General features: G+C 42.2%; 6 protein-coding genes. All 6 read left to right on the top strand.

Annotation, left to right across the window (positions count from 1 at the left end; all coding sequences use genetic code 11):
* Positions 1–5: 5 nt before the first annotated feature.
* The 6 genes from RMY32_RS03205 to RMY32_RS03180 all read left to right on the top strand — a co-directional run bounded on the left by RMY32_RS03205 (position 6) and on the right by RMY32_RS03180 (position 15,255).
* On the top strand, positions 6–4,928 hold the full coding sequence (locus RMY32_RS03205; RefSeq protein WP_409882184.1) for an aminotransferase class III-fold pyridoxal phosphate-dependent enzyme: 4,923 nt from the start codon (positions 6–8) through the stop codon (positions 4,926–4,928).
* An 87-nt stretch (positions 4,929–5,015) separates the two neighbouring features.
* Positions 5,016–6,014 carry a cupin-like domain-containing protein gene (locus tag RMY32_RS03200; protein WP_322712280.1) on the top strand — a complete coding sequence of 333 codons (999 nt, stop codon included), beginning with the start codon at positions 5,016–5,018 and terminating at the stop codon, positions 6,012–6,014.
* 235 nt (positions 6,015–6,249) lie between these two features.
* The gene (locus RMY32_RS03195; protein WP_322712278.1) at positions 6,250–7,392 is read left to right on the top strand and encodes an acyltransferase; all 1,143 of its coding nucleotides are present in this window, start codon (positions 6,250–6,252) and stop codon (positions 7,390–7,392) included.
* A gap of 66 nt (positions 7,393–7,458) precedes the next feature.
* Complete coding sequence (locus RMY32_RS03190) at positions 7,459–10,728, top strand: amino acid adenylation domain-containing protein (protein ID WP_322712277.1); 3,270 nt, start codon at positions 7,459–7,461, stop codon at positions 10,726–10,728.
* A complete protein-coding gene (locus RMY32_RS03185) occupies positions 10,725–15,020 on the top strand; it encodes an amino acid adenylation domain-containing protein (protein WP_322712275.1) in 4,296 nt (1,431 codons plus the stop codon). Before RMY32_RS03190 ends, RMY32_RS03185 begins: the two co-directional genes overlap by 4 nt.
* Positions 15,021–15,090: 70 nt before the next feature.
* Positions 15,091–15,255 (top strand): hypothetical protein, encoded by a 165-nt coding sequence (locus RMY32_RS03180; protein ID WP_409882183.1) that lies wholly within the window; start codon positions 15,091–15,093, stop codon positions 15,253–15,255.
* Positions 15,256–15,373 lie beyond the last annotated feature (118 nt).

Genomic DNA, 15,373 nt, shown 5'->3' with positions numbered 1-15,373 from the left:
TAAATATGCAAGCATCCGATAACCAAGATCCTAGTGATGGTGTTGCCATTATTGGCATGGTAGGAAGATTTCCTGGCGCTGGAAATGTCGATGAATTTTGGCACAATCTGTGCGAGGGATTAGAATCAACGACTTTCTTTGAAGATGAAGAATTAGATCCTAGTATCGATCCGAACCTTTGCAAAGATCCTAGCTATGTAAAAGCTAGAGGGATAATTCCTGGGGGCGAAACCTTTGATGCCGCTTTCTTTGGCATTAATCCACTTGAAGCTGTGGTTATGGACCCACAGGCTAGGGTATTCCTAGAGTTGGTTTATGAAGCCCTAGAAAATGCTGGTTATGAATCAGAGTCTTTTGAGGGTTTGATAGGTTTATACGCTGGTTGTGGTCAAAATACTTATTTTGCTAACCATATTGCTGGTCGTATGGAAATTGTGGATCGCATCGGTGAGTTCCAAACGATGTTAGCCAATGAAAAAGACTTTTTAACCACCCGTGCGGCTTACAAACTCAACCTCAAAGGCCCAGCCGTTAGCGTTAATACAGCCTGTTCCACTTCTTTGGTAGCAGTCATTCAGGCTTGTCAAGCCTTAACCAGCTATCAGTGTGATTTAGCTTTGTCTGGTGGTGTATCTATGACTACACCCCAAAACAGCGGTTATGTGCCACAAGAAGGCAGTATGCTCTCTGGAGATGGGCATTGTCGTCCCTTTGATGCCAGCGCCCAGGGCACAATGTTCAACAATGGCGCAGGAGTAGTTGTCCTCAAGCGTTTAGAAGATGCACTCAATGATGGCGATCGCATCTATGCTGTAATTCGTGGTTCTGGTATCAATAATGACGGCGCTGATAAGGTGAGCTTTACCGCTCCCAGCGTAGACGGACAAGCAGAGGCCATTGCAATGGCGCAAGCTTACGCTAACTTTCACCCAGAAACCATCTCTTATATTGAAGCTCACGGCACAGCTACACCTTTAGGCGACCCGATTGAAATTGAAGCGCTGACACAAGCATTCCGCGTACATACAGATGCTAAACAATTTTGTGCAATCGGCTCTCTTAAAAGCAATGTCGGACATTTAGTTGCGGCGGCTGGAGTAGCAGGGTTAATTAAAACCGCTCTTGCCCTGCATTATAAAAAGATCCCACCTAGTTTAAATTTTGAGGCTCCCAATCCCAAGATTGACCTTGCCAATAGCCCCTTCTATGTAAATACCAAACTAGCTGAATGGTCAGAAGGTGAAACTTTGCGACGAGCAGGAGTGAGTTCTTTTGGTGTCGGCGGGACTAATGCTCATATAGTGTTAGAAGAAGCGCCACAAATCCAAAGTTCCGGATCTTCTCGCCCACAACAGCTATTGTTGCTCTCGGCAAAAACTAGTCAAGCTTTAGAGGCTGCAACAGCAAATTTGCAGCAACATTTACAATATAATGCCGAAATTAACTTAGCTGATGTAGCTTATACCTTACAGCGAGGGCGCAAAGCTTTTAACTACCGACGCAGTGTAGTTTGTCACGATATAACAGATGCGATCACAGCTCTACAATCTTTAGATTCAAATCAAGTAAATACCCGTCATACAGAAATCCGCAATCCAGCCGTTGTCTTAATGTTCCCCGGACAAGGATCGCAATATGTGAACATGGGACTGAATCTCTACAACCACGAACCTGTATTTCAGGAAGCTGTAGATGAATGTGCTGAAATCCTTAAACCTTTGCTGGGCAGAGATTTACGAGAAATCATCTATCTAGCACCGAGCGAGCGTGAAACTGCGGCTATCTTATTGCGACAAACCTGCTTTACCCAACCAGCACTATTCGTCATTGAATACGCTTTAGCGCAACTATGGCAAAGTTGGGGAGTCAAGCCCCAAGCCATGATTGGGCATAGTATTGGCGAATTTGTCGCCGCCTGTATTGCGGGTGTATTCACCTTAGAAGATGCGCTGATGTTGGTGGCAACTCGCGGTCGCTTGATGTGGGAGTTACCCCCAGGGGCTATGCTCTCAGTGCGCTTACCAGCCAAAGAGGTAGAGCCGCGATTGAGTGCAGAACTAGCGATCGCTGCAATTAATGGCCCTTCTCTGTGTGTAGTTTCTGGCCCCACAGAGGCGATCGCATCTCTGCAAAAACAATTAGAAAGCGAAGAAGTTGTCTGTCGCCATTTACACACTTCCCACGCTTTCCACTCCCCAATGATGGATAGCATCATAGCCCCCTTTGCTGAGGTAGTTGGGAAAGTGAAATTATCGCCACCCCAAATTCCCTTTGTATCCACAGTAACCGCCGACTGGATTACAGTCCAGCAAGCAACCGATCCGATGTATTGGGCTACACATCTGCGTCAGACTGTGCGATTTGCAGAGGGCGTACAAACCTTATGGCAGCAGCCAGAACGCCTACTGTTAGAGGTAGGACCACGAATCACAACTACGACCTTAGCCCGCCAACAAGCAAAAGACATTAAACAACAGATTGCGATTCCTTCTTTGGGTGATAACGCCGAAAACGAAGCCGAATGGACGGCATTACTCAAGGCAGTAGGACAACTGTGGTTAGCAGGAGTATCTATTGACTGGAGCAACTTCTATCAAAGGGAAAGGCGACAACGAATTTCTCTACCGACTTATCCCTTTGAACGCCAACGCTTCTGGATCGATCCTCCACCTCATCCCAATCGGGCAGCAACTCCCAAACTTCCAAATCCTCAATTATTAGAAAAGACCCAAACTATGACAACATCCCCTCAGCAAAAACTTATTCCTCTGCTCAAACAAATTATCGAAGAAACATCAGGATTGGAAATTGCTAGTGTTGACGACTCGATAACATTTTTAGAAATGGGATTAGATTCCTTATCTTTGACACAAGTCGGGCTAGCGTTAAAGAAAAAATTTCAAGTCAAAGTCACACTTAGGCAGTTACTAGAAATTTACCCCAATTTAGGAACACTGGGCGACTTTATCAATTCAGCCTTGTCTCCCGAAACTTTATCCGCATTAGGATTAACAGAAACCATTGCAGATATCGTTCCAGCAGCTTCATTGCCAGAACCTGCACCTGTAACCACATCACCTACCTTGGTAGTTCATGAAGTTCATACAAATGGATCAAATGGATCTGCACCTCAGATTTTTTCTCAACCTGCTGCATCTAGTAGCGTCCTAGAAGGTGTAATTAATCAGCAGCTACAAATTATGAGCCAGCAACTGGCGCTATTGGGAAATAGCAGTCAATCTGTAACAGTCCCAGTTGTACCTGCGGCAACATCTCAAAATAATGGTGTCAAGCCACAAAATGCTGTATCTGTCCCCCCAACCCAAACCAGCAAAGAATCAGCATCACTAGAAACAGAGTCAAATGGTGCTAAAAAGGCATTTGGTGCGGCTGCTCGAATTGAAAAGACCCAGACTAAAACTTTGACAGCCCAACAACGCACTCATCTAGACAAAATTATCCAAAGATATACAAAACGGACTCAAAAATCCAAAGAATATACTCAAACTCATCGCCCTTATTTGGCAGACCCAAGAACTGTTTCCGGGTTTAACCCGACGATGAAAGAGATGGTTTACCCCATCGTGGCGTCTCGTTCTTCAGGTTCTAAACTTTGGGATGTTGATGGCAATGAATATGTCGATTTAAGCAATGGCTTTGGCTTGAATTTGTTTGGTTGGTCGCCACCTTTCATTACTGAAGCAATTGAAGCACAACTCAAACTCGGCATGGAAATTGGGCCGCAAACTCCCTTAGTTGGAGAAGTGGCAAAGCTGATGTGTGAGTTGACCAACTTTGACCGAGCAGCCTTTTGCAACACAGGTTCGGAAGCGGTGCTGGGAGCGATGCGGATGGCACGCACCATCACAGGACGTAACTTAATCGCCATCTTTTCTGGAGCTTATCACGGAATTTTGGATGAAGTAATTGTTCGAGGTACAAAGAAACTCCGATCAATTCCTGCTGCTCCTGGTATCCCACCGGAAATGGTAGAGAACATTTTGGTAGTGGACTACGATTCACTTGAGTCTTTAGAAATCCTCAGAAGTCGGGCTGATGAGTTAGCAGCAGTGATGGTGGAATCTGTGCAAAGCCGTCGCCCTGAATACCAGCCCAAAGAATTCCTCCAGCAATTGCGTGATTTCACACAAGAAGCTGGTATTGCCCTGATTTTTGATGAAATCGTTACCGGATTTAGAATTCATCCAGGTGGCGCTCAAGCGCATTTCGGTATCAAGGCAGACATAGCAACCTACGGTAAGATTGTGGGCGGTGGGCTACCAATTGGAGTCATTGCTGGTAAATCCCAATATATGGATGCTTTGGATGGTGGGTTTTGGCAGTTTGGCGATGACTCTGTTCCAGAAGTAGGTGTGACTTACTTTGCGGGTACTTTTGTTCGCCATCCTTTAGCACTAGCAGCCGCCAAAGCAGTACTTCAACATTTAAAACAGAGTGGCCACAGCTTGCAGCAAAATCTCAATGCCAGAACCGATAAGTTTGTAGCGGAACTCATGGGCTATTTCCAGCAAGTTCAGGCTCCGTTTACAGCTTATAATTTCGGCTCCTTGTTCATGGTGAAGTCTTTACCAGAGTTTCCCTACGGAGATTTACTGTTTTACTTGCTGCGGGATAAGGGAGTGCATACTTGGGATCACCGTCCTTGCTTCTTGACAACAGCCCATTCCGAAGCCGATCTGGCTTTCGTAATGGCAGCCTTTAAAGAAAGTATTGCCGAAATGCAGTCTGCTGGCTTCTTGTCGGCACCGCCTATAGAAGTAACAAACCGTGAAACCAATAACAATTTACGTAATCGTCCTCCGCAACCTGATGCCAAATTAGGACGAGATCCCCAAGGAAACCCCGCTTGGTATATCCCCGATATCGAACGTCCTGGGAAATATTTACAAGTCGCAAGTGTTTTCTGAAGTGCTTTAAAAAATCAAGTGTATAGAAAGTGTAGTGAGCGTCAGTAATTTTTGCAAATAGTAAATACTCATCCATCCAGGTTTTGTATGTCAGTTGATAATCTACTTGAACCGAGTTCTATTAAGTCCGATCTGAAAATTCCCGAACAAATCATTGAAACCAATGTTTCAAACTTCCGGGAAAACTTCAACTCTTCTCACTTCATGTTTTCGCACAACCTTGCAGGACATCCTTTATTTGAGATCCCCCGCTTAGTTGAGCTTGCAAATACCATGATAAGTCAGGGTAGAACAAATAAAATCCAGTCTTATATCAGCAAAGTTCCTGTTGAGCAAAAGTGGAATCAGCGACCTGGAATCAAGCAAATTAACGAGGCGATCGCACATATTGGTGAATCGGATTCTTGGGTCATGCTTGAAGATGTTCAAGTAGACCCAGAATATGCTGCCTTGGTTAACCAGATTATAACTGAACTCGAAACTCTTACAGGTAAACCCCTTCGGCAGCAGATGACGTGGCTAGGTGCTTACATCTTTATTGGTTCCCCAAATTCTATTACACCTTACCATATCGATAGTGAGTTGAATTTCCTGTTTCAAATTCAGGGCGAGAAAGATATGAGCCTCTTCAATCAAAGCGATCGTTCTGTACTGAGCGAAGAGGAAATTGAAAAATTTTATGTGGGCGATCTGAACGTAGCAAATTATAAAGAGGAGAATCAGAGTAAAGCAAGAGTTTACCACTTGCAACCAGGCAAGGGACTCCATCATCCGATATTGGCACCCCATTGGGCTAAAAATGGTAATAATGTCTCTGTAGCTTTGAGTATCCTCTTTTATCTGCGACCTTACGATCACAAAGCCAGAATATATCAAGTCAACAGCTATTTACGCAGACTGGGATTAAAACCCACTCCACCAGATAAATCTGCTTTAAAAGATCGGCTCAAAATTTTTGCTCTCGGTCTTCTATCCGATCGCCAACCGAAAAGTAAATTTATGATCCTGCGCTCTGGTGTATTAAAACTAAAATCTATTGAGGGAAAGTTAAAGCAATTTATCAACAAGATTGGGAAAAAAACCTAATCTTTCTCAAATGACTAATTATTAATTAGCCTGAATACTGAATCGGTGTTCTATAGCAATTCTAAATAATTTGTGAAATCTTCTCTTTTATATGCTTTGCGTAACTTGTTTTTATCCCAAAATCAGCGCTTTTTACATTCTCTATGTAGCCGAAATAAATCAACTACGCGTCTAATTAAAAAAATTACAATTTAAATAGAATTGCTATAGATAGAAACTAAAACCAAAAATCTCAATGTATAAACACATCAAATCGCTCACTTCTTTACGCGGTATTGCAGCCTTGGTTGTTGTTGTACACCATTTTTCTTACTACGGTTTACCGAAAACAGGTTCAACTTTGTCAGCCTATACTAATTTTTTTCAAAATGGATATTTATGGGTTGATTTTTTCTTTATTCTGAGTGGTTTTATCATGACCCACGTTTATGCCGATACTTTTTGTTTAAAAGTCAGTTTAAAGAACTATCGTTCATATTTATTCTCGCGTTTTGCGAGAATTTATCCTCTGCATATATTTATTATTCTTATATTTGTTGGATTAGAGGTTGTAAAATTACTTTTCCTAAACACTTCTGCTTTTACTGGTAAATTTAACTTAACGGCTCTTTTTTCCAATATTTTTCTTCTCCAAGCATTTGACCTAAAGTGCTTACCTTTATTATGGTGTAATACCTATTGGAATGAGCCAGCTTGGTCAATAAGTGTAGAGTTTTTCATTTACTGTATATTTCCATTTTTATTATTACTATTATTAAAAAACAAATCCAAAAACGATTTAATAATTTATAGCTCTACTCTTTTTTGTATATTACTACTAATCACCTTTACCCGTGGAAATTTAGATACGATTATTGGTATACCTTCGATAGCTAGATGTGGGTTAGAATGCATCCTTGGTATTATAACCTACAAAATTTATCATAGAGGTAATTATCAAAAGTATTTTAATCTTAATTTCCTGGCAGTTATAGCTATAACTTGGATAATTTTGCTTATGCATTCCTACTGGCATCACTCTCGTAATATTCATAATTGGCTAATTTTACCAGCTTTTTCTCTACTGATTTTATCTGTCTCTATCAACAAGAAAAGTATAATATCAAAGTTTCTCAATTCACAGCTAATGCTATATATCGGCACTATCTCTTACTCGATTTATATGGTTCATTGGTTTGTTCAAGAATTGTTAAAAGTTTTCTGGTTTTATAAATTTCACGATGTTTTTGGCAAAGAATTCACAGAATATCAATCGTTGACATCTTTAGGAGTATTTCTTATGATTGTCTTATTGGCTGCATCATTGACATATAGATATGTAGAAGTCCCAGCACGTAATTATTTAAAGTCTACAATCTTGGCTAAACAAGGTATTTAAAGTCAGTAATCTAAAAAAGATTGAGATTTATCCACATTCAATAAACTGAGAAAATAATAGAGTTTTATGACCTTATCACCTGTAGATTACCAATCGACATTAACTGCGGTTGATTTTGATCCATTTGCAGATGGAGAATTACTTCTAACCGCCCCTGCTACAGAATCACAAAAAGAAATTTGGGCTTCTGTGCAAATGGGCGATGCTGCTAATTGTGCTTATAATGAGTCTCAATCTCTGCGACTAAAAGGCGAACTTGATGTCAAACTTTTCCAATCTGCGGTAGAAAAGTTAGTACAACGTCATGAAGCACTACGGACAACTTTTAGTACCGATGGCAATACACTCTGCATTGTTGCTTCTCGGCAAATTGAAATTCCGATTATTGAATTGTCTAACCTAGAACCACAGGAAAAACAGGAAAAATTAGCTAGTATCTTACGACAAGAGGTAGAGCAACCTTTTGATTTGGAACATGGGCCTCTCTTTCGGGCAAAAATTGTCAAATTGCAGCCGCAGGAGCATCTAGCTATTTTGACAGCTCATCATATTATTTGTGATGGTTGGTCTTGGGCGGTGCTGATGCCAGATTTGGGTAAATTTTATTCTGGCTTGCAACAGGGTATTGTTCCTGAATTAGAAGAACCAGACTACTTAAGTGAATATGCGATTTTGCAGGAAGAAGAGGCGGATAGTCCAGAAGCGATCGCCACAGAACAATACTGGTTACAACAATTCGCTGACTCTGTACCTGTACTGGATTTCCCTAGCGATCGCCCCCGTCCCCCACTCAGAACCTTTAACGCCGCCCGCGAAGATTGGCATTTAAATCCCGAATTAGTTGCCAACCTGAAACAATTAGGAACAAAACTCGGTTGTAGCTTTATGACTACTATCCTGGGAGGATTCGAGGTCTGGCTGCACCGTCTGACAGGACAAAACGATTTAGTTGTAGGTATTCCAGCCGCCGGACAAGCTGCTTTAGGGCAGTATAATCTCGTAGGTCACTGTGTTAATTTACTACCATTGCGTAGCCAGATTAATGGCGAAAAATCTTTCAGCGACTACTTGCAAACGCGGCGATCGGCTGTCTTAGATGCTTATGACCATCAACAATTTACCTTTGGCAGTCTGGTTAAAAAATTAGTATTGCCACGGGATTCCAGCCGTATTCCCTTAGTACCAATTATATTTAATGTCGATCAAGCCTTAGACAGCGATCGACTTCCCTTTATCAATTTAGAAGTAGAATTTTTCTCCAATCCCCGCGCCTTCGAGAATTTTGAACTGTTTATCAATGCTACGGAATCGCATGATGAACTTATTCTGGAATGTCAGTACAACACTAATTTATTTGACGCTGATACTATCCGCCGCCGGATGGCAGAGTTTGAAACTTTGTTATTTGGTATAGTTGCTAACCCTAATCAAATTATTGCTAAATTGCCAATTTTGCCAGCAGTTGAGCAACAGTTATTAGCAACATGGAACAATACTCAAACAGCTTATCCCCAAGATATCTGCATTCACCAGCTGTTTGAAACTCAAGTGGAAAAGACTCCAGATGCGATCGCTGTAGTTTTTGAAGATGAACAAATTAGCTACCGCGAACTGAATCAGCGAGCCAATCAACTAGCCCATTATCTCCAAAGCTTAGGAGTCGGGCCAGAAGTTCTGGTTGGTCTATGTGTCGAGCGCAGCTTGGAAATGGTTGTAGGAGTTTTAGGCATTCTCAAAGCCGGGGGAGCTTATGTACCATTAGATTATGCTTATCCTCAAGAACGTTTAGCCTTCATGCTGCAAGATGCTCAGGTGTCAGTGCTATTAACGCAAGAGAAGCTAAAATCGGGACTACCCAACCATCAAGCAGAGATTGTTTGTCTTGATACTAACTGGCAATCCATAAATAATTATGGCTTAGATAACCTGACAGATAACGTCACTGCCAATAACTTAGCCTACGTCATCTATACATCTGGCTCGACAGGTCAACCGAAAGGCGTTCAAATTCAACATCAGAGTGCTGTTAATCTCCTTCAAGCGATCGCTCAAGAACCCGGTTTAACTGCTGAGGATACTCTCCTCTCTGTTACTAGCTTATCCTTTGATATTGCCGTTTCAGAAATTTTTCTGCCCCTATCTGTAGGTGCGAAGTTAGTATTGGTAAGCCGTGAAGTTGCGGCTGATGGTACTCAACTGTTAAAAGCCCTAACCACCTCCGGGGCAACCTTTATGCAACCGACACCAGTTACTTGGCGACTATTACTAGCAGCCGGATGGGAAGGTAGTCCTCAACTGAAGATGATTTCCACAGGTGAAGCCTTACCTAAAGACCTCGCCAATCAATTATTACCGAAGGGAGCTTGTCTGTGGAACCTGTACGGGCCAACAGAAACAACGATTTGGTCAACAGGCTACAAGGTGACAACGGCAAATAAAGCAATAGGCATTGGTCGCCCTCTAGCTAATACGCAAATCTACATATTAGACTCGCATTTACAACCCGTTCCCATTGGTATATCAGGTGAGTTGTATATTGGTGGCGAAGGACTAGCAAGGGGATATCTAAATCGTCCCGAACTGACTGCTGAGAGATTTATTTCTAATCCCTTCAGTTCAAATCCTAAATCGCGCTTATACAAAACTGGGGATTTGGCTCGCTATTTACCAGATGGACATATTGAATACTTGGGTCGTATCGACTATCAGGTAAAAGTGCGTGGTTTCCGCATAGAATTGGGTGAAATTGAAACCGCACTCCTACAACATCCAGGAGTAAAAGAAGCTGTTGTAATTGTTCGAGAAGACATTCCTAATGAGACTAGTTTAGTCGGTTATATTGTTGCCGAAACTGGTCAAGATAGCTTGGAAGTGATTTCGCAATTGCGTCGATTCTTGAAACAACAACTTCCTGACTTTATGGTGCCAACGATTTTTATGGCACTAGAAGCGATGCCGTTAACCCCCAATGGCAAAGTCGATCGCAAGGCATTGCCACAGCCTGATGCTTCCCGCCCGGAACTGGAGGCAAATTATGTAGCGCCTCGCACTCCCATTGAACAGCAGATTGCAGATATCTGGGCACAAGTTCTTAATGTCAAGCAGGTTGGGATTAACGACAACTTTTTTGAATTAGGTGGATATTCTCTACTAGGAATTCAAGTAATTTCTCGAATGCGCCAAGCGTTGCAAGCAGAAATTCTGATGTCCAATTTATTTGAATTACCAACGGTAGCAGATTTGGCTGAACGAGTGGAAACTCTGCGGTGGGCAGCCCAAGGTGTTCAAGCTGCTGAGAGTGAAACAGCTGATGATTACGAGGAAGGTGAGTTATGAAAACATTAGATGAACTACTATCTGAGCTACGTCAGCGCGATGTCAAACTTTGGCTAGAGGGCGATCGCTTACGCTATCGGGCGGCAAAAGATAGTCTCACACCAGAATTGCTAACCGAGTTAAAAACTCAAAAAGCCGAAATCATCAACTTTCTCCGACAAATTAACACAGCCGCCAGTTCACAGATTCTCCCAATTGTCGCTTGTGAACGGAATGGCAACTTGCCGCTTTCCTTTGGTCAGCAACGGATATGGTTCCTCCATCAGTTTGAACCTGATAGTTCCTCAAATAATATGCCAGTTGTCGTGCGTTTTACGGGGAATCTGAATGTTGCTGTCTTAGAGGAAAGTTTAAGAGAAGTCGTTCGTCGCCATGAAGTTTTGCGGACAACTTTTCCAGCAGTGAATGGAAAGCCCACTCAAGTCATCGCCACCGATGTTTCCTTGACACTGCCAATAATTGACTTGCGGCAAGTACCAAATGAACAACGAGAAGCAGAGGCTCATTTACTGGCAACTAAAGAAGCTCATCAACCCTTTGATTTAGGCAATGGGCCGATTTTGCGGGTGTTACTGCTGCGATTGAGCGATCGCGAACATCTGCTAATTTGGAATATGCACTGCATAGTTTGTGATGGTGCTTCGTCCGATCTGTTCTATCAAGACCTGACTAACATCTATAAAGCATTGTCGGCCGGAAAAGCTTCTCCTTTAACTCCCTTACCAGTGCAGTATGCTGACTTTACCAATTGGCAATATCAATGGCTCCAGGGGGAGGTTTTAGAGTCACAGGTAAACTATTGGAAGCAAAAGCTAGAAGGCAATTTACCGATCGTTGAGTTACCTTACGATCGCCCCCGTCCTCAAGGAGTGCAAACCTATCGAGGCGATCGCGCTGCCCTGCTGCTATCAAAGGCGCTGAACCATGCCCTAACAGACCTGAGCCAAAAATGGGGTGTCACCCTGTTCATGACTCTATTAGCAGCATTCGAGCTATTGCTCTACCGTTATTCTGGACAAGAAGACCTACTAATTAACTTTGCAAGTGCAGGTCGAGGACAAGTTGAAACCGAGGGGCTGATTGGATTTTTTTCTAATACTCTTGTACTGCGGAGTAACTTTGCAGGAAACCCAACTTTCCGAGAATTATTAGAGCGAGTGCGTAAGGATTGTTTAGAAGCTTATACCCATCAAGACCTACCCTTTGAGAAGCTAATTGAAGAACTTAAACCAGAACAGCGAAGTCGCAATACCTCACCCCTGTTCCAGGTAAAATTCTCCCTCAATCCTCCTTGGTCGAATGGTCGTGGCATGGCATCAGTGCAACTACCTGATTTGACAATTACTTCTTTATTTGGCTACATCTATCATGGCAAAACCAAATACGATCTGACATTGGTTTTGCGGGAACAGGATAATGGTTTGGGCATGGTATTTGATTACAATGCCGAGATGTTTGATGCCAGTACGATAGAGCGGATGTTGGGACACTTCAAAACTTTGCTCGAAGGTATTATTGCTAATCCCGATCGCCCGATTGCTGAATTACCCCTGTTGACAGCGCCCGAACAACATCAATTGTTAGTTGAGTGGAATAGCAAACAAGCTGATTATCCACAGCATACTTGTATCCATCAGTGGTTTGAAACTCAAGCTAAAAGAACTCCAAATAATATTGCAGTCAGTTTTAAAAATCAGCAATTAACTTATCAAGAACTTAACCAGCGGGCAAATCAACTAGCCTACTATTTGCAAACTTTAGGGGTAGAATCGGGGGTACTCATCGGTCTTTATCTAGAGCCTTCCCTGGAGATGATTGTGGGGCTGTTGGGTATTTTGAAAGTCGGTGGAACTTACGTACCCATCGCTCCGACATCTGGGCAAGATGGTCTAGCTGTCATTTTAGAAGATGCCCAAATATCTTTGGTGTTAACCCAAAGCTCATTAGTTAAGAAGCTCTCTGAGCATCAAGCACAAGCTATCTGTTTGGATAGTGATTGGGAAGTTATTGCCGTACACGTGACTGAAAATCCAGAAAGTTATGGCACATATCGGACTCTCGCCTGTGTAATGTATGTGTCCGGCTCCAATGGAAAACCCAACGGTATAGCTATTACCCACGATAATCTTGTCAGCCACAGCTTGGCAATTAGCGAAACTTGGGAGTTGACCCAGAGCGATCGCCTACTACTCATACCTAATATCAGTTGCGATACTTTCATTGAATCACTCTTTCCCACTTGGATTACTGGTGCTACTGCAATTCTCCAATCTCAGGAGATGCAATCGACGACGCAGTTTTTCCCATTCATTGCTCAACAACAAATTACTGTTGTTAATCTAGCCACGTCTTTTTGGTATGAGTTAGTCAAGGAGCTATCTGTGTCTCCCCAAAGCTTACCAGCCAACTTGCGCTTAGTCATAGTTGGTGGTGAAAAAGTCTCACAGCAAGCTTATCTAACTTGGGTAGAAAAAGTTGGCAAGCAAGTACGCTGGCTGAATGCTTATGGATCGCTAGAAACAACTTTAACAGCCACGGTTTACGATCCAGAAACTGCAACTGAAGCCAGTAACACTAAGTCAGAAATTCCCGTAGGAAAAGCGATCGCCAATACTCAAATCTACATCATCGATCGGCGATCGCAACTCCTCCCTATTGGTGTAACTGGTGAAATCTACATCAGCAGTATCGGTGTTACCCAAGGCTACTTTAAGCGTCCCGAATTAACATCTGAGAAATTTATTCCCAATCCCTTTAGCAGCGAATCTGGAGCATACCTTTACAGAACTGGTGACTTAGGACGTTACTTAAGTGACGGGAACATTGAGTTTGTGGGTCGCTTAGACAATCAGGTAAAAATTCGCGGCTTTCGCATTGAGTTGGCTGAAATTGAAACAATTTTGGGTCAATATCCAGGCGTACAAAAAACTGTGGTGATTGCCAAAGAAGATGTTCTTGGGGATAAAATTTTAGTTGCTTATGTTGTTCCCAAACAAGGAGAAACTTTTGGAAGCGAGCAACTGCTGAGTTTTCTCCAGCAAAAGTTACCCGAACATTTGTTGCCATCTACCTTTTTCATAGTCGATTCTTTGCCATTGAATGCTAATGGTCAAGTCGATTGCCAAGCCTTATCTAGGCTGAATCCAAATACTTCTAAAATAGAAAAAATATTTGCCACAGCAGAAGATCCATTACAACTTCAATTAACTAAAATCTGGGAAAACCTTTTAGGTATTCATCCCATTGGCATAAAAGACAACTTTTTTGATTTGGGTGGAAACTCATTACTTGCAGTACACCTTTTTTCTCAGATTGAAAAGACATTTGGTTTCAATCTGCCCTTAGCTATTCTTTTGCAATCTTCAACCATTGAGCAATTAACTAATTTTATTCGCCAGCAAGTATTTTTGCCGGAAAGCCATAATCAGGTTGAGAGTAGTACTAGTACCAACTCAGAAAAATTGATGCCTTGGTCATCACTAGTACCAATGCAGCCCAACGGTTCTAAGCCACCTCTGTTTTGCATCCATGCAATTGGTTTAAGTGTTCTCTACTACCGAGATTTATCACTTCATTTAGGTGAAAATCAGCCATTTTATGCACTACAAGCACGAGGATTAAATGGGAAACAAGCTCCCTTTACCAAGCTTATAGAAATGGCGGCTCATTACATCAAAGAGATACAAACTATTCAACCTGAAGGCCCTTATTTTTTGGGTGGTTCCTCCTTTGGTGGACTAGTAGCTTGGGAAATGGCTCAACAACTCGTAAGGCAAGGTCAAAAAGTAGCTCTGTTAGCTTTATTTGATACTACTGGCCCAAATTACATTAAACAAGCGCCATTAGAAAAGCGAGTTTCTCAGCATTGGGACAACCTGACAAAATTTGGGACTAATTACGTGCTTGAGCAAATCAGGAACAAAAGCTCTTGGCTGAAGTATAAACTTCAAGAAAAGTTCCGAAAATGGATCTTTAAATTTTCCTTAATAATTTGGCGGACTGTACCTTATAACTATCGGAAATTAACAATCGAAGAGGCCAATAAACAGGCAGCCAGAGAATACGTTCTAAAAGCTTATCCAGGTCGAGTCACTGTATTCCGAGCAGATGAGCGCAATGCATTAGAAAAACGAGAGGTTGACCCCCAAATGGGTTGGAATGAAATGGTCTTAGGAGGTTTGGATATTCAAAATGTCCCAGGAAACCACGACTCTATTTTTAGAGAACCTCATGTCCGAACTCTATCTGAAAAAATGAGGGCTTGTATAGATCGAGCTATTGTAGACATCTGAAATTCATCTAATTTGCAGAAATAATTATAACTTTCAACCTCATCTCGCTTCCGAGATGGGGTTGTTTTATTTGTGGGTAATAACTTTAACCATAGTAGAAGTTCAACAAGATAATACAAATGGTGTCGATGGGCTTGGTGGTGCTAAATCCCTCACCGTCAGCCCCGATGGAAAATTTCTCTATGCTGCTGGATATGATGACTCGGCTGTAGCTGTGCTTTTAACCCCTAGATGACCAAATTTTGAATCATACCCTGACCAAAAATTAACGACATTTCAAGGGTTATAGCCTAAACAGAACATAAAACTTTGCATAGAATTGTGACCGCGTGTCCTGATTGTGAATCATAATA

Source organism: Nostoc sp. ChiSLP03a (assembly GCF_034531215.2).
GTDB lineage: Bacteria > Cyanobacteriota > Cyanobacteriia > Cyanobacteriales > Nostocaceae > Nostoc.
The sequence above is the reverse complement of the archived record's forward strand: the minus strand, read 5'-3'. Positions and strand labels throughout refer to the sequence as shown.